The 21,364-nt window shown below is 58.2% G+C and carries 17 protein-coding genes and 1 tRNA gene; 15 read left to right on the top strand and 3 right to left on the bottom strand.

What is annotated here, in order from left to right; all coding sequences use genetic code 11:
* The first annotated feature begins 158 nt into the window (after positions 1-158).
* From IEX44_RS18960 to map, 7 genes are all read left to right on the top strand, one after another.
* On the top strand, positions 159-1,373 hold the full coding sequence (locus IEX44_RS18960; RefSeq protein WP_188697883.1) for an ABC transporter substrate-binding protein: 1,215 nt from the start codon (positions 159-161) through the stop codon (positions 1,371-1,373).
* A 108-nt stretch (positions 1,374-1,481) separates the two neighbouring features.
* Positions 1,482-2,384 carry a carbohydrate ABC transporter permease gene (locus IEX44_RS18965; protein ID WP_188697888.1) on the top strand — a complete coding sequence of 301 codons (903 nt, stop codon included), beginning with the start codon at positions 1,482-1,484 and terminating at the stop codon, positions 2,382-2,384.
* Complete coding sequence (locus IEX44_RS18970; RefSeq protein WP_188697893.1) at positions 2,384-3,196, top strand: carbohydrate ABC transporter permease; 813 nt, start codon at positions 2,384-2,386, stop codon at positions 3,194-3,196. The genes IEX44_RS18965 and IEX44_RS18970 overlap by 1 nt, the downstream gene beginning before the upstream one ends.
* Before the next feature lie 49 nt (positions 3,197-3,245).
* A complete protein-coding gene (locus IEX44_RS18975) occupies positions 3,246-4,313 on the top strand; it encodes an ABC transporter ATP-binding protein (protein WP_229679332.1) in 1,068 nt (355 codons plus the stop codon).
* Positions 4,314-4,426: 113 nt separating this feature from the next.
* On the top strand, positions 4,427-6,751 hold the full coding sequence (gene yicI, locus IEX44_RS18980; RefSeq protein ID WP_188697895.1) for an alpha-xylosidase: 2,325 nt from the start codon (positions 4,427-4,429) through the stop codon (positions 6,749-6,751).
* Positions 6,752-6,896: 145 nt separating this feature from the next.
* Positions 6,897-7,109: a ParD-like family protein gene (locus IEX44_RS18985; protein WP_188697897.1), complete on the top strand. Its 213-nt coding sequence runs from the start codon at positions 6,897-6,899 to the stop codon at positions 7,107-7,109.
* On the top strand, positions 7,106-7,870 hold the full coding sequence (gene map / locus IEX44_RS18990; protein ID WP_188697900.1) for a type I methionyl aminopeptidase: 765 nt from the start codon (positions 7,106-7,108) through the stop codon (positions 7,868-7,870). The genes IEX44_RS18985 and map overlap by 4 nt, the downstream gene beginning before the upstream one ends.
* 28 nt (positions 7,871-7,898) lie before the next feature.
* Here the strand turns inward: map and IEX44_RS18995 are convergent, their stop codons facing one another.
* Positions 7,899-8,915 (bottom strand): LacI family DNA-binding transcriptional regulator, encoded by a 1,017-nt coding sequence (locus IEX44_RS18995; protein ID WP_188697903.1) that lies wholly within the window; start codon positions 8,913-8,915, stop codon positions 7,899-7,901.
* Between the two features lie 312 nt (positions 8,916-9,227).
* Here IEX44_RS18995 and IEX44_RS19000 point away from each other — a divergent pair, with 312 nt between their 5' ends.
* The 5 genes from IEX44_RS19000 (at position 9,228) to IEX44_RS19020 (ending at position 16,604) form a co-directional block, all read left to right on the top strand.
* Complete coding sequence (locus IEX44_RS19000) at positions 9,228-10,508, top strand: extracellular solute-binding protein (protein WP_188697905.1); 1,281 nt, start codon at positions 9,228-9,230, stop codon at positions 10,506-10,508.
* A 529-nt stretch (positions 10,509-11,037) separates the two neighbouring features.
* Positions 11,038-11,964, top strand: a complete 927-nt coding sequence (locus tag IEX44_RS19005) for a carbohydrate ABC transporter permease (RefSeq protein WP_188697907.1) — start codon at positions 11,038-11,040, stop codon at positions 11,962-11,964.
* Between the two features lies 1 nt (position 11,965).
* Positions 11,966-12,817 carry a carbohydrate ABC transporter permease gene (locus tag IEX44_RS19010; protein ID WP_188697910.1) on the top strand — a complete coding sequence of 284 codons (852 nt, stop codon included), beginning with the start codon at positions 11,966-11,968 and terminating at the stop codon, positions 12,815-12,817.
* Positions 12,818-12,881: 64 nt separating this feature from the next.
* Positions 12,882-15,266 carry a glycoside hydrolase family 3 N-terminal domain-containing protein gene (locus IEX44_RS19015; protein ID WP_188697912.1) on the top strand — a complete coding sequence of 795 codons (2,385 nt, stop codon included), beginning with the start codon at positions 12,882-12,884 and terminating at the stop codon, positions 15,264-15,266.
* Positions 15,267-15,416: 150 nt separating this feature from the next.
* Entirely contained in the window at positions 15,417-16,604 is a 1,188-nt protein-coding gene (locus tag IEX44_RS19020; protein WP_188697914.1) for an MFS transporter, read from the top strand.
* 6 nt (positions 16,605-16,610) lie between these two features.
* Here the strand turns inward: IEX44_RS19020 and IEX44_RS19025 are convergent, their stop codons facing one another.
* Positions 16,611-17,627 carry a sensor domain-containing diguanylate cyclase gene (locus IEX44_RS19025; RefSeq protein ID WP_188697953.1) on the bottom strand — a complete coding sequence of 339 codons (1,017 nt, stop codon included), beginning with the start codon at positions 17,625-17,627 and terminating at the stop codon, positions 16,611-16,613.
* Positions 17,628-17,879: 252 nt separating this feature from the next.
* On the opposite strand from IEX44_RS19025, the gene IEX44_RS19030 reads away from it, so the two are divergent.
* Both IEX44_RS19030 and IEX44_RS19035 read left to right on the top strand, forming a co-directional pair.
* The gene (locus tag IEX44_RS19030) at positions 17,880-19,760 is read left to right on the top strand and encodes a methyl-accepting chemotaxis protein (protein ID WP_188697916.1); all 1,881 of its coding nucleotides are present in this window, start codon (positions 17,880-17,882) and stop codon (positions 19,758-19,760) included.
* Positions 19,761-19,780: 20 nt separating this feature from the next.
* The gene (locus IEX44_RS19035; protein WP_188697918.1) at positions 19,781-20,005 is read left to right on the top strand and encodes a DUF1653 domain-containing protein; all 225 of its coding nucleotides are present in this window, start codon (positions 19,781-19,783) and stop codon (positions 20,003-20,005) included.
* A 69-nt stretch (positions 20,006-20,074) separates the two neighbouring features.
* Here IEX44_RS19035 and IEX44_RS19040 read toward each other — a convergent pair whose 3' ends face one another.
* The gene (locus IEX44_RS19040; RefSeq protein ID WP_188697921.1) at positions 20,075-20,635 is read right to left on the bottom strand and encodes an NADPH-dependent FMN reductase; all 561 of its coding nucleotides are present in this window, start codon (positions 20,633-20,635) and stop codon (positions 20,075-20,077) included.
* A 183-nt stretch (positions 20,636-20,818) separates the two neighbouring features.
* Between IEX44_RS19040 and IEX44_RS19045 the strand changes: the two genes are divergently transcribed.
* A tRNA-Leu gene (locus tag IEX44_RS19045) sits at positions 20,819-20,900 on the top strand.
* Positions 20,901-21,364: the final 464 nt, after the last annotated feature.

The following is a 21,364-nucleotide window of genomic DNA, read 5'->3' on the forward strand; positions in this document are numbered from 1 at the left end:
TTCATCTCGCAAGCGCATTCGGACTGAACACAACATCGCGCCGGGCTGCCACCCGGACGCGCTCCGTAACGCAAGCGAAACGCACGAGTGACGCCCGCAGCGTCACCAATGCCAGCTAATATATTAGCGGCAACGACTTTGCACACTCTGGAGGAGTTATGAAGAAGAACATCCGCGCCACTGCCCTGGCGCTGGGCCTGACATTCTCCCTGACGTCTTTTGCTAGCCTGGCCGCCAGCTTGTCGGTCTGGGCCGTAGACGAACCGGACAACTACACCGAAAAAATGGCACGTGAGTTCGTCAAACTGCACCCGGATGTGCAATTGACGGTGCGCAAGGTCGGGTTCTCTGCGCTCAATGACGAAGCCATGCGCGCGGTCATGTCGGGCAATGGCCCGGACGTCATCCCGGTCGACAACCCGAATACCGCCATGTTTGCCGCCCGCAATGCGCTGCTGGATCTGACACCTTATCTGGCCAAATCCAAGGTCATCGACGTCAAACAGATTTTCCCCGGCCCGCTGAAAAATGCCTCGTGGAACGGCAAGGTTTATGCCATTCCGCGCGGCGCCAATACCCTGGCACTCTATTACAACGAAGACCAGTTCAAGGCTGCCGGGCTGGACCCGAACAAGCCGCCGCAAACGTGGGATGAGTTGTACAGCTATGCCAAAAAACTGACCAACCCGGCCAAGAATGTTTACGGTCTGGCGTTCTCTGCCGTGGGCGATGAAGAAGGTGTGTTCCAGTTCCTGCCCTTCATTCAGGCCACCGGCGCCGATTGGGACAAGCTGAACAACCCTGGCGCGGCCCGTGCTGCCGCATTCTGGCAAAAACTGCTGGATGACAAACTGGCCTCGCCCGATACCCTGAGCCATCGCCAGTCTGAAGCCGCTGCGACCTTCATCAACGGCAACGCCGCCATGGACATCAATGGCCCGTGGGAACTGCCGGCAGTTGAAAAGGGAGCCAAATTCAAATGGCGCGTAGCCCTGTTGCCGACGGAGAAGGCCGGTGGTGTACGTGCGTCTGCCCTGGGCGAACAAAGCCATGCCATCTTGCGCACGGCCAAGAATCCGCAAACCGCATTCGAGTTCCTGGAGTACATGTACTCCCAGCGTAACCGTAACTGGAACGAGTTCGGCATGCTGCCGCCGTCCAAAGACACTGTAACCAGCAACCCGAAATGGCCTGATGCCTACAAGACTTTCAACGAGCAAATGCAGTACGCCCGTCCGCGTGGCCCGAATCCGGAATGGCCGAAAGTGTCCAAGGCGATCTCTACTGCAGTCCAGTCTGTGCTGACCCATCAGGCCAAGCCAGAACAGGCCATGAACACGGCCTACCAGACCGTGCAGTCGATCAAGAAATAACGTTTCACGACTCCTCTTGCGGCCGGTCGTTGTCCGCGCCCGGCCGCTTTTTTGAGTTTCGAGCCTGTCTTGCTACCACCCTGGTAGCCACGTATTTCGGGGCAACCCATGAAAAAATTCCTGAGCCACTTTGAGCAAAGAAGTGGTTTCGAAATCGCACTGGCGGTGTTCGCGCTACTTTATCTGCTGGTTTTTGCCGGCCTGCCGCTGCTGTACAACATCATGTTGTCGTTCCAGCAAGTCGACTTGATGGAACCCGCCACGCTCTTGCGCCCGTTTGCGGGCCTTGCCAATTACCGCGACATTTTCAGCCGTCCTGAAATGCACCAGGTGCTGATCAATACGTTGTTGTTCGTCGGTTTGTCGCTCACGTTCCAGGTAGTCATCGGCTTTTTGCTAGCGCTGCTGTTTGCCCAGGATTTTCCGCTCGCCAGCTTTATGCGCGGCCTGTTTCTGGCAGGCTGGATCATGCCTGGCCTTGTGGTTGGCGTGATCTGGAAACTGCTGTTCGCGGGCGATTTTGGCGTACTCAATCACCTGCTGCTGACCTCTGGCCTGATGCATGAACGCATCTTCTGGCTCTCTGACCCGAGCTATTCCCTCTATGCCGTGATCATCGCCAACGTCTGGTTGGGCGTGCCGTTCAACATGCTGCTGTTGTCCGTGGGCATCGCGGCTATTCCGGCAGACCTGTATGAGGCCGCCGAACTGGATGGCGCCAATGCTTTCCAGCGCTTCTTCGGCATCACCCTGCCCATGATGAAAGCCACGCTGGGTGCGGTGATCTCATTGGGCGCGATCATGACCATGCAGCAGTTTGATCTGATCGCCGCGCTCACCCAGGGCGGCCCGGCCAACTCGTCACAAGTGGCGCAGTACTGGTCCTGGCAATTGTCGTTCCAGACGTTTGAAGTATCGGCCGGTTCTGCCGTCGCCACGCTGATGCTGGTGCTGGTGCTGGTCATCGCCGTGTTTTACGTACGTTCTACCCGCAGCGAGAGGATGGTGTGATGAAGCGCTACGTGCTGTTTGTGATCGCGCTCATCGTCACCGCGGTCTATCTGTTCCCGCTGTACTGGATGTACATCACCGTGTTCAAAAGCGCGGCAGAGATGTTCCAGACACCGCCGACATTCTGGCCGGCGCATGGCGAGTCGCACATCTGGCAGGTGTTTACCGAGCGCGGTATGGGCAAGTTCTTGTGGAACTCGTTCATCATTGCCTGCGGTACCACCGCAGTGACCGTGTTTGTCGGTACCGGTGCGGCTTATGCGCTGGCTAGCGTGCAAAACCGCTGGACCGCCTTTGCCATTTTCGCCGTGCTGGTCTTGCAGGCCTTGCCTTCCAGCCTGATGGTCACACCGATCTTCACCGCCTTCAAAGGTCTGGGCTTGCTGGAGACGCCACGGTTGGCCGTGGTGATTGCGCAGATCACCAAGACGCTACCGTTCTACATCGTCTTGTGCCGCGCCAGCTTTGTGCAGATCCCGCGTGAGTTGCGTGATGCGGCGCTGGTCGATGGCGCCTCCCCTTCCCGTGCGTTCTTTGGCGTGATCTTGCCACTGGCGGTGAACGGCATTCTGGTGACGGCGATCCTCGTATTCCTGCAGTCGTTTGGCGAATACGTCTACGCCCGCTCGCTGATTCTGGATGACCAGTACCAGACCGCCACCGTGGGGCTGTCTGCCTTTATTGGCGCCACCAAAATCGACTGGATCGGGATCATGACCTACTCCGCCGTCTTTGTGACGCCCATTCTGATTGCTTTCATGTTGCTGCAGCGGCGCATTGTGGCCGGGCTCACCGCAGGGGCACTCAAATGAATTCGCTCTACTTCGCATCCTCTGATTGCGCAGCCAGGAATGACTGATCATGAATCGTATTGAAATTGAACATCTGTACAAAGCCTACGGTCCGGTTGAAATCCTCAAGGACATCAATATTGCCGTGCCTCAAGGCCAGTTTGTGGCACTGATCGGCCCGTCCGGCTGCGGTAAATCCACGCTGTTGCGCACGATTGCCGGGCTGGAGCAGATTACCGGCGGCACGCTGAAAATTGATGGCAATGTGGTGAACAAAACCCCGCCGCGCAAGCGCGATGTCGCCATGGTGTTCCAGAGCTACGCGCTCTACCCGCACATGAATATCGAAAAAAACATGTCGTATTCATTGCGCCTGAAGCGCAGCGCGCCGCAAGTGATCAAAGACAGCATCAACGGCGTAGCGCAAACGCTAGGCCTGACCCATTTGCTGGAACGCATGCCGCGGCAGTTGTCTGGCGGTCAGCGCCAGCGTGTCGCCATGGGTCGCGCCATTGTGCGTAACCCCAAGGTGTTCTTGTTTGATGAGCCACTTTCCAACCTGGATGCCGCCCTGCGGGTACATATGCGTTCGGAAATCCGCAAGCTGCACAACCGCCTGAATGCCACGTCGGTGTATGTGACGCACGATCAGGTCGAAGCCATGACCATGGCCGATCACGTCGTGGTGCTGCGTGCCGGTCAGGTCGAACAACAAGGCAAGCCGATTGATCTGTACGACAAACCCGCCAACAAGTTTGTCGCCGGGTTTATTGGTTCGCCAGCCATGAATTTTGTGGAGGGCCGCATTGGCGCAGATGGCCGTAGCGTGCAGTTTGGTACCAACCATGTTCTGAACATTGGCCGCGAACTACCCGTAGGCAAACCCGTCTGGCTGGGCCTGCGCCCGGAACACCTGCAACTGGAAGGCAACGGCCAGATTCTGCGCTGCCAGGTAGAGAACGTAGAAAGCACCGGGTCGATGACGTTTATTGAAGTCCAGCCCGAAGGCAGCAACGACACACCGATGCTGATCACCCACGGCGGCAAAGCGCCCGTGGTGGTTGGGGACAAGGTGAACCTGTTTATCGATACGGCAAACCTGCACGTCTTCGACAAAGAGACCGAAAAAGCAATTTGAAATCGTCGGGGGGATTCGCGCAGCAATCCACCCGACCCGACATCTTTGAACAAATGTTACAGGCACTTCCGGAAACGTTTCCGGCCATGCCAGACTTACAACGGAAAACCACCATGAAAATCAGCGACGGCAACTGGCTCATCCGCGATGGCCTCAACCTGATGTACGCCGTGCAGGTCCACAGCGTGGACATTGTGGGTGATGAACTGCTGATCTACGCCGCCCCTCGCGACGTGACCTCCCGCGCGTATCAACTGGATACCGGCCTGATCACCCTGCGCGTGCATTCACCACTGCCAGGCGTGATTGGCATCAAGATGGCGCATTTCCAGGGCGTCGCCAATACCGGCCCGCACTTTGAATTGAATCGCCAGTCGCACCCGGTCAGCATCACCAATACCGATGAAGCCGTCACGCTCACGAGCGGCAATCTGACCGTGCGCATTGCCAAGACCGGCGACTGGGCCATCGACTTCTTGCGCGCCGGTGAACGCATCACCGGCAGCGGTTTCCGTGCCAGCGGCCAGGTGATCGACAACAATGAAGGCGGTGCACCGTATATGTTCGAGCGGCTGGACCTGGGTGTGGGCGAGAACGTCTACGGTCTGGGCGAGCGCTTTACCGCGTTTGTGAAGAATGGCCAGGTGGTCGACACCTGGAACCGCGATGGTGGCACCAGCACAGAACAAGCCTACAAGAACGTACCGTTCTACCTCACCAATCGTGGCTACGGCGTGTTCGTGAATCACCCGGAAAACGTCAGCTTTGAAGTAGCCAGCGAGAAAGTCGCCAAGGTGCAGTTCAGCGTGGCCGGCCAGGCACTGGAATACTTTGTGATTGACGGCCCCACGCCCAAGCAGGTACTGGATCGCTACACCCGCCTGACCGGTCGCCCTGCCCTGCCACCGGCCTGGTCGTTTGGTTTATGGCTAACCACGTCGTTTACCACCGACTACGACGAGGGCACGGTCAATCATTTCATTGATGGCATGGCAGAACGCAACATTCCGCTACATGTGTTCCACTTTGACTGCTTCTGGATGAAGGCTTTCCACTGGTGCGACTTCACCTGGAACAAAGAGACCTTCCCCGATCCGGAAGGTATGCTCAAACGCCTGAAAGCGCGCGGATTGAAGATCTGTGTGTGGATCAATCCCTACATTGCACAACCATCGCCGCTGTTTGCCGAAGGCATGGCCAAGGGTTATCTGCTGACCAAACCCAATGGTGACGTCTGGCAATGGAACCGCTGGCAACCCGGTCAGGGCATCGTGGACTTCACCAACCCGGCCGCATGCGAGTGGTATGCCGGCCATCTGCGCCGCCTGCTGGATATGGGCGTAGATTGCTTCAAGACTGACTTTGGTGAACGTATCCCCACCGACGTGGTGTACCACGACGGCTCTGACCCGCAGAAGATGCACAACTACTACAGCTACCTGTACAACAAGGTGGTGTTTGATGTGCTGGTCGAAAAACGCGGCGTGGGCGATGCGGTGGTTTTTGCGCGCTCTGGTACAGCAGGCAGCCAGCAGTTGCCGGTGCACTGGGGTGGTGATTGCAGCGCGACATACGAATCCATGGCTGAAACACTGCGCGGTGGCTTGTCGCTTGGGCTGTCGGGTTTTGGCTTCTGGAGCCACGACATCAGCGGCTTTGAAAATACCGCGCCCGCCGATGTGTACAAGCGCTGGTCGGTGTTCGGCCTCTTGTCCAGCCATAGCCGTTTGCACGGCAGCAAATCCTACCGGGTGCCCTGGTTGTTTGATGACGAGGCGGTGGCCGTGGTGCGCCACTTTACCGAGTGGAAATCCCGCCTGATGCCGTACCTGTATGACGCCTCCGTCCAGGCCACCCAGGGCGTACCCACGTTGCGCGCCATGATGCTGGAGTTCCCGCAAGACCCGGCCTGCGATTATCTGGATCGCCAATACATGCTGGGCGATGCGCTGATGGTGGCTCCGGTATTCAACGCAGCAGGCCATGTGGATTTCTACCTGCCCGCAGGCCGCTGGACACATCTATTCAGCAATACCGAAGCCCAAGGCGGCTGCTGGCAACGTGAGCAGCATGGTTTTATGAGTCTGCCGCTGTACGTGCGTCCGAACACACTGCTCGCACTGGGGCGCAATGATCAGCGTCCGGATTACGATTACGTCGCTGAACACGAACTGCATTTGTTTGCGCTTGACGACCACACCAGCGCCGCAGCCACGCTGCGCGACCTGACTGGCCAGGAGATCAGCACCGTGTCCGTCACCCGCATGGGTCAGCAACTGCGTGTCGCGCAGTCTGGCAAAGCAGGCGTGGTGCGGCTGGTATTGCGCAACCTGAAGGCGGGCGCGCAGCCAGCAGGCGTGACCGTTCGTGATACACCGCTGGGCGCTGCAGTGGAAATCACGGCCAGCGCGTTGCCGGTGTCGCTCAACCTGGCCTGAGTATCGTCAATGCTGTGACAAAAAAACCCGGTCCTGTGACCGGGTTTTTTATTGCGAATACGGACACCGGCAAATGCCGGTTACTTGCCTCGGGATACATGAACAATATATGATTCATATATGGAACGTATATACGGAGACGGGTATGGGCATTGTGAACATTGAGGACGATCTGCACGATCAACTGCGCAAAGCCAGCGCCGTATCGTGCCGCTCCATCAACGCGCAGGCCGCGTTCTGGATCAAGATCGGCATGCTGTGCGAAATGAACCCGACGCAAAGCTTCAACGAAATCGTCGCGCAGGAATTACGCACGGCGGGCATCGTGCCGCAGCCCGTTAAAGTAGCGTCGGCATGACCAAGCGGCCGGAAGAAATTGCGCTGATGGCTGAATCTGGCCGTCTGCTGGCCGATGTTTTTGGCTTTCTGAACGCGCTGGAACTGATCGGCATGTCGACCATGCAGGTCAATGATCTGGTCGATCAGTTCATCGTGCAGGAACTCAAAGCGCGCCCGGCCAGCAAGGGCCAATACGGCTACGCGTATGCATTGAACGCCTCTCGCAACAACGTGGTTTGTCATGGTGTGCCATCCGCGGTAGACGTACTGCAGAGCGGCGACATTGTGAATTTCGATATCACACTGGAAAAGAACGGCTATATCGCCGACTCCAGCAAAACTTACCTGGTGGGCGAGGTCTCTCCGCTGGCCAGACGCCTCGTTGAAGTGACCTATGAAGCCATGTGGAAGGGCATCAGCGCCGTGCGCCCTGGTGCAAGGCTAGGCGATGTGGGGCATGCCATTGAACGGCATGCACGCCAGAACGGATATTCGGTTGTGCGCGAATATTGCGGTCACGGCATTGGCCGGGAAATGCACGAAGACCCGCAAGTCCTTCATTGGGGCAAGCCGAAAACGGGTCTGCTGTTGCAAGAAGGGATGGTGTTCACCATTGAACCCATGCTCAACCAGGGCCGGCATGCGGTGCGGACTGAGGACGACGGCTGGACGGTGGTCACGCGCGACGGCCAGTTATCCGCACAGTTTGAACATACGGTGGCCGTTACTCGCACTGGCGTCCAGGTATTGACGCTGCGCGCAGAAGAACAACGGCGCTAGGCTCCTCCCTGCGGCGCGGAGCGCTTCCTCACCCACCCCGCGGCACGCCAGTGGACGCACGCACCACCAGTTCAGTTGGCAGCACAATTTGCGGGGAGGCCGCTTCCAGTCCTGCGATCAGCGCCAGCAAGGTGTTTACCGCAGAGCGCCCCATTTGCTGGATCGGCTGGCGGATGGTGGTCAACGCAGGATGACATTGCGCCGCGCCGGGGATGTCGTCAAAACCAATGACCGACATCTCATCCGGCAACCGCAAACCGGCCTCCCGCAAGCCCGCCATCACACCAATTGCACTCATGTCATTGGCAGCAAACACAGCCGTAGGCCGATCTGGCAACGCCAACAACGTTTTCACCGCGCTTTGCCCGCGCGACAGCGAATAGTTACCGGGGATGATCAGCTGCGGGTCAACTGCAATGCCCGACTGGGTGAGCGTATCCAGGTAGGCCCGGTGTCGGTCCTGCGCAGAGGCCAGGCGCTCATCCCCCGTCAGAAAGGCAATGCGCTTGTGCCCCAGCCCGAGCAAATGCCGTACAGCCAGGCAAGCACCGGCATAGCTATCAGAGGCTATCGACGGAAAACGCACAAAGCGCCCGTACTGATCGACCGTGATGATGGGTACGCGCGCATCGGCCAGGACTTCCAGATAACTGTGTTCGTAGGGCAAGAGTGCAATGATGCCGTCGATGACTTGCTGCATCAGCTTGATCACGCGCGGCAATGGTGGCTGGTCAGGCTCAACCAGCGAATACACCAGCAACTCATAACCCGCTGTTCGGGCCGCGCGGCCGACGCCAGCAACCAGTTCACTCACAAACGGGTTATGTAACTCGGCCGTCACCAGGCCGATCACGTGGCTGCGCCGGCTGGAGGACTTTTGCTCCGTGCGGTTCACCACGTACCCCATCTCTGCGGCGATCCGCAAAATCTCTTCCCGCCGTTCACGTGATACGCCCGGTTTGTTGGATAACGCACGCGAGACCGTCATCTGCGATACCCCGGCGGCGTTGGCGATGGCCATCAACGAGACGTCATTCTTGCTCATAAAGCGCCCTGTTCGGTGTGTTTTTGCACGCTATTGAGTATACGTTACAAACTACGTTATAAGCATCAAACCCCACGGCATACCCCTTGCCATGACGCACCGCAATAAAAATCATGAAACACGCTATAAAACATCAATATTTCAACGAATTGGTAAAAAAATGAACGCAGCAAAATGACTTTCGTAACTTGCCGTTCATCTGTATGACAACGTTACGATGTAGTTATCCAATTGACGCTACATAACGTTAAAACATAACGTTTCCTCCGCCTCAAGCGACTCTGCCCAATTACCGCTTTACCGGAGGAAAAAATGCAAAAAGCCAGAACCGGTACGCTGTCCGCGCTGCTCTGTATTGCGGCCCTGGCGGCCTCTGCCAGCGCCAGCGCGGCCGATCAGGTCATTACCGAGTGGGACCTGCAAACCAACACCGCCGCCGCCAAACTGATCAACGACGCCGGCGTCCGTTTTGAAGCCACCAATCCTGGCTTCAAGGCCGAGCAATCCCACATTCTGAACGACGCCTACAAGACCAAATTGAAGATCGCCTTTGGCGCTGGTCAGCCGCCGTGTGTGTTTGCCACCTGGGGTGGCGGCCCGCTACGGGAGTACGTGAAATCCGGCCAGGTCGTTGATCTGACACCGTATCTGGCCAAAGACACGGCTTTTCGTGATCGCTTCATTCCAACGGGCTTCATGTCCGCCACCATTGACCACAAGGTCTACGGCGTACCATCCGAGAACACCACCGCCGCCGTGGTGTTTTACAACAAAGAACTCTTTGCCAAATACAAATTGCAACCACCCCAGACCTGGGATGAGTTGATGAATGTGGTGAAGGTCTTCAAAGCCAACGGCGTTGCACCGTTTGCACTGGCCAACAAGAACAAGTGGCCAGGGTCGATGTATTACATGTACCTCGTGGACCGCATTGGTGGCGCGGACACCTTCCGCAATGCGGTAGAGCGCAAACCGGGCGGCAGCTTTACCGCTCAACCGTTTATTGCAGCGGGCGAACGCATTCAGGAACTCGTGAAAGCCGGTGCCTTCGCGCCGGGCTACAACGGGCTGGATTACGACATTGGTGCATCCCGCCGCTTGATGTACTCCGGCAAAGCCGCCATGGAACTGATGGGCAGCTGGGAGCTGTCCACCATCCAGAACGAAAACCCCGGTTTTGTCAGCAAGGTCGGCTTCTTTGCCTTCCCGTCCGTCACCGGTGGCAAGGGTGATCCAAAAGACGTGATCGGCACCGTGGGCGACAACTTCATGAGCATCTCCACCGCCTGCAAAAACCCGGATGCCGCCTTCAAACTGATCAAGGCCATGACCGACGACGCTTCTGCCCAGGCCCGCCTGGCGGACAAGCGCCTGATTCCGCTCAAGGGGCTGGCTGTATCTGACCCATACCTCAAGCAGATTCAGGCCCTGGTGACACAAGCGCCAAGCATTCAGCTCTGGTACGACCAGGAACTGCCACCCAAGATGGGTGAGTTGCACAAGGACACCTTGCAAGCGCTGTTTGGGCTGTCCATGACCCCGCAAGAGGCTGCGCAGCAGATGGAAACTGCGGCGAAGACGGAGTTGAAATAAGGGGTCGCCGGCGCGCTGCGCGGTTAAGCCATACAGCGCGCCGGAATAAGCAGACGAAGTTGGGGTTGCCGTTGAATTTGCTTTTGACGTGTCCCCTCCGGCAGCGCCGAGCATCGCAGCGGAGTCCGGGGTTTCGGCGTAAGGGTGTTTGAGGGCTTTAGCCCGAGTTCCCTGGAGCCAGCCGGACTTTGCGAGAAGCGCAGGGAGCCCGAAGGGCGTTGTCGCAGGGGTCGCCTTTCTTTGGTTACTTTCTTTGGCGAAGCAAAGAAAGTGACGTGGGTCCGGGCACCCCCGGGTATGTAAACAACGCGCCGCAGGGCGCTAAAACCTCACAACAATATAAACCAGGTCCGCCACCCCGGATTCCCGCTAACGCTTCATCCGGGCTACGAAGTGGCATCTGCCAACGACATAACTGGATTCCGGCTCAGGGCCGGAATGACGAGACAGTAAAAAGGCCAACTCATCACCTTTGCAATGAACGCATTTGCAATAAAAGCATGACCACCGCATCACCCGAGAACCGCCAATGACAAGTTACACCGAAACCCAGGTCTTACCGCTAGCCCGCCCGGTCCGGGCTTGGCCAGCCTGGCTCGTCCCCACCTTTTTTCTCGCCCCAGCCGTCATCATGCTGGTGGTCTTCCTCCTGTACCCGCTGCTCTCGAGTTTTCAGTTGTCACTCCTGAACTGGAATGGCCTGGGTACGCAGGGCAAGTTTGTCGGGCTGGATAACTGGCTGTATTTGCTGCAAGACCCTATCTTCTGGTTGTCCTTGCGCAATAACAGTCTTTTGGCGGTGTTTTCCGTCGTTATCCAGTTACCTATCGCTCTGGCTCTGGCGGTCTTGCTGGATAAAGCCGGCGGCTATTCGCGCGTGCTCAAGATCGTCTATTTTCTACCGCTACTCATGTCCAGCGTGGCGCTGGGCGTGCTGGCCAAGAACCTGTACGACCCCAACTTCGGGCCGATCAACCTGATCCTGCAAGCGCTGCATATGGATGCCTTTGCGCATGACTGGCTGGGCGATACGCACTACGCGCTGGGCTCGATCATTGCGGTGGTGTGCTGGCAAAACATTCCGTTTTACATGGTGCTGTTCATGGCCGGGCTGGCGTCGTTTCCGGATGAACTGCAAGAAGCCGCACTCCTCGATGGCGCCAGCGAATGGACCATCTTCTGGCATATCAAACTGCCGCATCTGTACGGCACGCTGCGTACCGGCGCGCTGCTGGCAATCATTGGTTCGCTGCGATATTTCGATCTCATCTTCGTGATGTCGGGCGGTGGCCCCGAGCATTCTTCCGAACTGATGGCGACCTACATGTACCGCACGGTGTTTGATTCATTCCAGCTGGGTTACGGCAGCACCATTGCCTCGGCCATGTTTATTGTGGTGACGCTGGTGGCCAGCCTGGCGCTGCGCCTGACCCGCCGTTTCGAGCCGGAGGTTTAACATGCTGACCACGCCTGTTTTGCCACGCCGCGGCTTTGCACCATCCCGGGTTGTGGTCCCGACCCTGGGTCTTTTCTGGCTGGCCGTCACGCTGCTGCCGTTCCTGTTTATGGTCATGACCAGTTTCAAAACCCAGGAAGACAGCTTTGCTACGCCCATCTGGGCGCTGCCTTCGCATCTGGATCTGATCAACTACAAGGCCGTTTTGCAGGGGGACTTTCTGATCTACCTGCGCAATAGCGTCTTTGTGATTGGCGTGTCCATTGCGCTGATTTTGCTGTTCGGTGCCATGGCGGCTTACGCCCTTGCCCGCTTGCGTTTCAAGTTCAACCAGCCGCTGTTCGGGCTGATTGTGGCCGGCATGATCGTGCCGCTGCATGTCACCCTGGTGCCGGTGTATTTGATGACGCGCCAGGCCGGGCTGTACGACACGATGTTTGCACTGATCGGGCCTTATGTGGCGATGAGCCTGCCCGTGTCCATCTTCATCCTGACCGGTTTCATGAAACAAATCCCGCGTGAACTGGAAGAAGCCGCACAACTGGATGGCTGCGGACCGATCGCCATTTTCGCCCGCATCTTTTTGCCACTGTGCGGGCCGGGGCTCTCCACCGTAGCGATCTACAACGGCATCAATCTGTGGAATGAATTCATTTTTGCCTACGTGCTGACCTCTACCCCCAACCACCGCACCTTACCCCTGGCCGTGTGGGACTTCCAAAGCCAGTTTGCCTCCAACATCCCCGGCATGATGGCCGTGGTGACCCTGACGGCCCTGCCCCTGATTGCGGCCTATGCCTTTGGGCAGGAGAAAATTGTGAAAGGGATGATGGCCGGGGCGCTCAAAGGCTAGACACCCCCTGTTTGCACGACCCATCCATACAAAAACCAGGCCCCAGCCGGCCGCAGGAAACATCATGACTGCCATTTATAAAGACTCATCCCAACCTGTCTGCGCCCGCGTGCAAGACCTGCTGGCCCGCATGACACCCGAAGAAAAAGTGGCGCAGATGCACGCCTTCTGGCTGATCTTGTCTGAAGACGGCAAACACACCGTCCGTGCGGACAGCTTTACCGGCGCCAGCGATCAGGAATCGCTGCAAAAGCGGCTGCAACTGGGTTTGGGCCAGATCACTCGCCCGCTGGGCAGTCACAAGATTGATGCCGCTGCAGGCGTGCGTGCGTTCAACGCCTTGCAAAAAACCATGATGGAAAACACGCGGCTGGGCATTCCGGTGATGTCGCATGAAGAGTGCCTGGTGGGCCTGATGGCCAGCGGCGCAACCCTGTTTCCGTCTGCGCTGGCTTTTGGCGCGACCTGGAATCCGGGGTTGATTGAACAGATGGCGGCCGTCATCGGTGACGAAGCCCGGAGCATTGGTTGCCACCAGGGCCTGGCACCTGTGCTAGATGTCTCGCGCGATGTGCGTTGGGGCCGTACCGAAGAAACCTTTGGCGAAGACCCGTATCTGGTCGGTGTCATGGCCACGCGCTATGTGCGCGGTTTGCAGGGTGACGAGCGTGATCTGCTGGCCACGCTCAAGCATTACGTCGGGCATTCCTTTTCTGAGGGCGCACGCAACCACGCACCGGTTCATCTGGGTTGGCGTGAACTCAACGATACATTCATGTTGCCGTTTGAAATGGCGGTCAAGCAGGCCAATGCCGGTTCGGTCATGCCGGCGTATCACGACATCGATAACGAACCCTGCCACGCATCACACCACTTGCTGACCGACATCTTGCGTGAGCAATGGGGCTTTGATGGCCTTGTGGTGGCCGATTATGTGGGCGTGAGTTTGCTGTACCAGCACCACGGTGTCGCCGCCGACCCGGCCGAAGCCGCAGCGCTGTCGTTCAACGCGGGCCTCGATATCGAACTACCCGGCGACGACTGCACCACGCGCCTGGCCGATGCACTCAAACGCGGTCTGATCACAGAAGAGCGCATTGATGAAATCGTCAGCCGCGTGCTGACCGAGAAATTCCGCCTGGGGTTGTTCGAAAACCCCTACGTGGATGAACATGCCATCCGCCTGCGCACCCCACGCGCGCTGGAACTGGCGCGTGAAGTCGCCCGGCAGTCGGTCGTCATTCTGGAAAACAACGGCACCTTGCCGCTGAACCCGGCCTCCCAGCCCAGGATTGCGGTCATTGGCCCGACCGCCGATGACAGCCTTGCGATGTTGGGTGGCTATAGCTTCCCAGTGCACCTGATCCTGAGCAAAGACCAGCAGGCGCAGGCCGAGCCCCATGTCGTCACACCGTTGGCCGGAGTACGCCAGATCTTCGGTACAGAGAACGTCAGTTACGCGCAGGGTTGCGCCATTCTGGAAGAACGCAAATATGGTTCGCCGGTGTTCCCGGGCGATGTAGCCAATAGCACCGAACTGGCGCATGCGTCCCCGGTGAGCCAGAACGCAGAACATATCGACACTGCTGTCAAAGCCGCAAACAATGCCGATGTCGCCATTGTTTGCGTGGGTGATCTGGCCGGCTTGTTCCAGACCGGCACCGTGGGTGAAGGCTCCGATGCCGATTCGCTCAACCTGCCTGGCGTACAGCAGCAACTTCTTGAAGCCGTGGTCAATACGGGCAAGCCAGTCATCGTGGTGCTCACCGGCGGCCGGCCGTACAACCTGCAGGGGCTGGAGCAGCGCGTGGCGGCCATGGTCATGGCGTTTACCGGCGGCGAGCAAGCCGGCATTGCACTGGCCGAGGTACTGGCCGGCATCGCCGAACCCAGCGGCCGCATGACGATTTCTATCCCCAAAAACGTCGGTGCTGTGCCGTATTACTACAACCACAAACTCAAAAGTGCCGGCACGCCGATTGCCTTTCACTTTGGCAGCGCTTACCCCTTCGGCTACGGTCAGAGCTACACCACGTTTGCCTACGACACATTGGCTGTACGTGCCGATCAAGTCGATATCAACACGGGAGATGTCGTCCTCACTTTTGACATTACCAACACCGGCCAACGCGCCGGCGTGGAAATCCCGCAGATCTATGTGCGCGACAAACTGGCCTCCGCCGTCCGCCCGGTCAAAGAGCTGAAGGCGTTTGGGCGGATTGAACTGGCCGCTGGCGAACGTAAAACAGTGGAAGTACGCATACCGGTAGACATGCTCAATTTCACCGGCCATAGCGGCCAGCGTATTGTGGAACCCGGCGAGTTCGACATCCAGATTGGCGCATCCAGCAGCGATATCCGGCTCTCTACCATGATTACTGTCACCGGCCAGACACGCACGTTGGCGCGGCACTGGCGCATGGAAAGCGTATGCCAGGCGGCACGCTGAACCAGCCTGAACAAGCCACCTTCGGGTGGCTTTTTTTGTAGCCCTGGCGGTTACACCACAGTCCTTTTTGTCGCACGCAGAGGCTGGCGGATTTCATGTCAGAATCACTCCCCCGCGCCCGGCTTTCAACCTCGCCCATTCAGTCCGAACATGCTCAACTCACGCTTCACGCCATTGCTTTGTGGTCACTTTTTTTCGCAGTTTGGCGGGTGGGTCAATTTTCTGGCCATCCTCAACATCGCGGTCTACCGCTTTCACGGGACAGCCACCGATCTGCTGATTCTGAATGCAGCATCGCTGCTGCCATCGGTGTTGATGACACGGTGGGTTGGGCGCATCACCGGCACTTGCAAACCGAAGATCGTGTTGTGTGTATCAACCCTGGTGGTGGTACTGGCGACGCTGGGGCTGATATGGGCGCCCTCGTTTGCCCTGTTCATCGGCGTGGTTTGCATCAAGTACATGGCGGTCAGCTTTGCGGACCCGGCCATTAATGTCCAGGCGCGTGCCAGCATGGCTGATGATGAATTGGGGCGGGCTTTTTCACAGCTGACCCTGTCACGCAATCTCTCCAAAATTCTGGCGCCCGCAGTGGGTGCGGCGGCGGCTGCACTGGTCGGCGATCAGCACACCATGCTGCTCTCTGTGGTCTTGCTGGCTCTGGCAACGGGCGCCTTCATGATCATGCCGACTGCGGCCCCCCTCGCCCGCCCGGCGCCAGCCAAAGCAGCGCCAGTGCACACCCCTGGTTGGCGCGCATGGCCGTTTTTTGCGAGCGTAGTGGTTTATGGCGGGCTGACATTGGCGGTGAACAGCCAGTTTGCGCTCGTGCTCAAGAACAGCGGATATGGCTCAGGCGCAGTCGGTATCTTGATGTCTTGCGCGGCGGCGGGCGGCATTCTGGGTGGTTTGGTGCTGGCACGACGTAGTAGTGGACAAGCCACACTGCACGGGTTGATCAGGCTGGGCATGGTGGCAGCGCTAGTCTTTCTGGCGCTAGGTTGCGCATTGTTATTGCCGCCAGGCGTCGGGATTTTCGGACTGGGTTTATGTTTCTTCGGGACTGGCCTTAACGGCGCGGCGATCGCGGTCAAGCGCAATGTTTATCTGGTTTCCCAGTTTGGCGATCAGGTCGGCGCAGCAACCGCCACACTGCAATCGGTTCAACAAACCATCCAGTTTCTGGCGCCGTTCCTGGGCGCGCTACTGGTCAGCCACCTGGCGGCACCCACCGTATTCTGGACGCTGGGCGTGCAGTGTCTGGTGTTGTCTGGCACCTTGTTGTTGCTGACCGGCCTGCGCATCGGGGACAGGCGCTTGATACGGCAACGCGCCTGAGCCACGTTACCGGATGTTCTCCATATTTTTGCGGCGGTGCTTGATGGCGTACATCTCGTTATCCGCCAGGCGCAGTGCCTGGTCGACCGACACAGAGCCATCTACCGCCACAAAACCAACGCTGGCACCGGGGTAATTGACGGTTTTACCGCCAATACCAAACACACCGCTGGCTGCACTGGAAAAACGCTCGGTCATCGCAATGGTGGCAATGTGCGCATCACCCCGATTGGCCGGCCCGGGGCCAACAACCGCGAATTCATCGCCACCCAGCCGACCCACCATATCCGTACCCCGGGCTGCGCCAGAAAGGCGGATGGCGATCTCACGCAAAAGATGATCGCCGCCTTCGTGGCCATGCAGATCATTCACGTCCTTGAAACTATCAAGATCAACCAGCCCGACCAGTACGGTGGTCTGTTCACGCCGGGCCGCCGCCAGCAAGCGGGAGAGTTCGTCACTGATTGCGCGCCGGTTAGGAATACCGGTTAAAGGGTCTGTCAGCGCGAACAGTGCGAGACGCTGATTGGCACTCTTAAGTTGTTCCAGCACGGCTTCGCGTTCCATGTGTTGGGATATGAGTTTGGAGAACAGATTAATCGCGCTGCGCGCGCGATCCGACAACGGCATCTGGCGTTTGCTGGCGGCACACAACGTGCCCAGCAATTCGCCGTTAGCGTTCCGGATGGGTGAACTGACATAGGTTTTGATACCCAGCGCTTTGGCGGCGACGGAATCGGGCCAGTGGCCAGGGACATCATCGGTGTACTGACGGCCTTCTTCGAATGACCTTTTGCACAAGGTATCTGACCATGGCACCGTCATGTTTTCGCCGATATTGAGCGCGCCAACATTGCGGGCAAACTCCACCAGTTGGGTGGCAGCCTCGGTATCGATACGCGTCACATAGGTGGATTCGTAGTCGGTGAGGTGATGCAGCATTTCCAGCAAAGGTCTTGCGAGATCTTCAAGACTACGGGCAGCAGAGACCGATTCAGTCAGGCGAACGAGGTCGCTTTCCATTTTTTCCCCTATCAGGTTATCAGCGCGACGATTCATTCTAGAAGCGATCTGGCATCCGGCAAGGCAGGTTTAGGTCACCAGATTTACGAGAGGCAAAAGCCACTCCGTTTGTCGGCATGACAGCAAATCGAACGCAATCGGGGCGAATCAGAACTAATTTGTCATCAAACCTTACGGAATATCCCAATAACATACGGGGAGCGGATGCGGTTTAATGTCCGGTTGCCCGTCGTCTTTAAAGCATTGGTTCTTATGTCACTCAAATCCAGATTGCTCGTTTTCGTGGCCCTGCTCGTGGCCGTCGTCATTGCTGTGTTGTCCTGCGTGGCTTTTTTGCGCATGAAGTCAGAAATCATCACTGGCACCCGCAATGAAATTCACACTGCCGTGCATGGCAACAGCGCCGCCCTGGCACGCTGGGTTACCCAGCACCGCAATGCCGTCACCGCCGTGGCCGCGCAAGCGCCCGGTGTAGCCGATCCCGTACCCTTCCTTTTGGTCGGCAAGCAAGCGGGTGAGTTCGACCAGTTGTTCGCTGGTTATGCTGACAAGCGCATGATCTACAACCTTGTGGACAAGCACCCACCTGCTGGCTATGACCCGACCGGGCGCACCTGGTACAAAAAAGCGGCTGAAGCCAATGGTCCGATCGTGTCTGACCCGTATGTGTTCGCCTCTACCGGCAAACTGGGTGTGACCTTTGCTGCGCCGGTCACGCAGAACGGTTCGCTGACTGGCGTGATCGGTGGTGACGTGGCGCTCGAAGACGTCATCAAGGTGGTGACCGGTATTGAATTGCGCGGCGATGGCTATGCGTTCCTGGCCACGCACGATGGCAAGATCGTGGCACACCCGAGCCCGGACACCACACTCAAGGCGGTCTCTGACATCATGCCGGGCCTCACGCCGGATGCGCTGGATAATGCAGAGAAGCAAAATGATCTGGTCGAGATCACCATTGGCGGCGCAGACAAATATGTGACCGCATCGGCCGTGCCCGGCACCGACTGGGTTCTGGCCACAGTCAGCGATAAATCAGCCATGCTGGCACCGCTCAATGGCTTGCTGATTACACTGCTGGTCTCTGGCGCCGTGGTCGGTGTACTGGCTATTATTCTGGCCACCGCAGCGCTCACCAGCATGCTGGCCGGGTTGAACCGCCTGCGTGATGCGCTGGCTGAAATCGCCACCGGCCACGCTGACCTGACCCGCACCATTCCGGTCGGTCGCCGTGATGAAATCGGCCTGACCGCAGAAGCCTTCAACCGCTTTGTCTCACGCCTGCGTACGCTGTTTGTAGATGTGCGCGATAACGCCGTACACCTCACCAGCGGCGTGCGTGATCTGAACGACGTCACGCAGCGTTTATCCAACGAATCGCAGCGCCAGGCCGATATTTCCAGCGCTACCGCGGCGACCATTGAAGAGATCACCGTCAGTATCAATCACATTGCCGATGGCGCCCGCCAAAGCGAAGGCACGGCCAGCGAAACCGGCGCGGTATCGCTGCAATCGGCCGACGAAGTGCAGCAACTCTCCAATGAGATCGACGCGATTTCCCGCTCTGTCGACGCGCTGGCAGATACGCTGGAAGCATTGGGTGTGCGCTCTGGCCAGATCACCCATATCGTCGATGTGATCAAGGAAATTGCGGACCAGACCAATCTGTTGGCGCTGAACGCAGCGATTGAAGCCGCCCGCGCCGGTGAAGCCGGTCGTGGTTTCAGCGTGGTGGCAGATGAAGTGCGCAAACTGGCCGAACGCACCGCCAAAGCGACGGTGGAGATCGGCGGCCTGATTGGCGAGACCGACAACCAGATCCAGGCTGCGCTGGGCGATATGTCCAGCACGCGGCAATCGGTGAGCGCTGGCGTGGATAAATCCCACGCGGTGGCCGATCGCATTGGTGGCATTCATAGCCGCATGGAACACGTGGTATCGAGCATTCGTGAAATTGCCGATGCGACCCGTGAGCAATCGGTGGCGACCAATGAAATGGCCAAGGCCGCTGAGCAACTGAACCGGCTCTCTAACGAGACCGACGCGGCGGTACAGCATGCCTCAGGTACCGTGCGCCAGTTGAATGATCGGGCTCGCGCTTTGCATGGTCTGGTGGAACAATTCCAGCTTTGATCCAACCGCCGGAACTGACCATGACTGAAACCCAAGCCCTGCAACTGGCCACCCACCGCCACTACAAAGGCGGTTTGTACCGCGTGGTCGGTCTGGCGCGGCATTCTGAAACGCTAGAGTCCATGACGGTGTATGAACACCTCTGGCCGCATGAGCAAGGCCTGTGGGTCCGCCCGACCGACATGTTCAATGGCAAACTGGAAGACGGGCGTGATCGCTTTGCGCCACTGATCCCCAGCGTCTGAGATCGGTGTTCACCCATAAAAAAACCGCCAGAATATGGCGGTTTTTTTATGGGTAACGCGCTGATGCGCTCATGCCTGCCCGGCCTCACGCACCACCTTGATTCGCGCCAGCAACATCTGTAACCGCAGCTGGATCGCGTCTCGCGTGGCCGCATCCGTCACTTCACCATTGGCCAGTTTGCGCCCCACGCTACCCACACAAACGGGCCCATTGCCCACCAGATCACCCGTCATCACCTTGAGCGTACCAAACACGTGCGCAACAGATTTATCCGCACCGGTCTCAGAGGACGACGCCCCCAGCAGCAGCATGGGCTTGCCGACCAGTTCACCACTACCCACCACCCAGTCGAGCGCATTCTTGAACGCCCCTGGCACGCCGTGCGCGTACTCCGGCGTGGAAAACACCACGCCATCCACTTCTTTCAACGCCGCCTGCCACCGGGCCACTGCCGCTGGCGTACCTTGCGCTTCAACATCCGGGCTGAACAAGGGCAAGGCCCCCAACCCTTCATACACCTCAAGTGTCGCTTCACCCGGCAACATGGCCGCGCAAGCACGCAACAAGGCGCTATTGAACGACTGCTGTCGCAAACTACCCGACACACCCAGAAGTTTGATTGATGCCATCAGAACCCAGCCCGGCAAGAGACAAAAAGAGCCAGCGGAACAACATCCAGCCTGGCGATACGCCGCCGCAGTATAGCCACAAAACCCGACGTGGCCACACCGACGGCGGCCAAGGCAAAGCCCATAGCGAGATTCCCCCCGAAGGCTTCAAGTTTGCTACAATGCGCCCCTCTGATCTGCCCCGCCCGGGTGGTGAAATTGGTAAACACAGCGGACTTAAAATCCGCCGCCGTTAGGCTTGTCGGTTCAAGTCCGATCCCGGGCACTCCCTTTAAAATCAGCGAATTAGCAATCTAGCGCATTCCTGCTGATTTTAGTCTTCGGCCATCATGTAACCGAATTGGCTGCACCCCAGCGCCATCCCGACCATAGCCAATCCACGCTCTTTGCCTGTCACGATGGACGATCCGGTTACCCAACCCACGCGACGCGTTGTTGCAATGACTGGAAAATGTGCTGCGCAAGATGGACTTGCTGCAAATCGTGTCACAGCTTGAGGGAACGGGCAGCGATGCCAGGGTGTGTTGCTGCAATAGCGGCTCCAGCAGGTACGCCCCGGCCTGAACAGCGCCAAGCCAAGCCAAGCCGCAATCAACATACGCCTCAGTGTCGCTCAGGGGTGAGTTCCGAGTTTGCTATGCAACGGCTCGAAGGTAATTCGACTGCTCTTCGGTGTGGATTCAACCGGTCGATGCAACACACTAGAACCTGCGCAGGCAGGAGGAGTGT

Origin of the sequence: Silvimonas amylolytica, assembly GCF_014645555.1 — a bacterium.
Classification (GTDB): Bacteria; Pseudomonadota; Gammaproteobacteria; order Burkholderiales; family Chitinibacteraceae; genus Silvimonas; species Silvimonas amylolytica.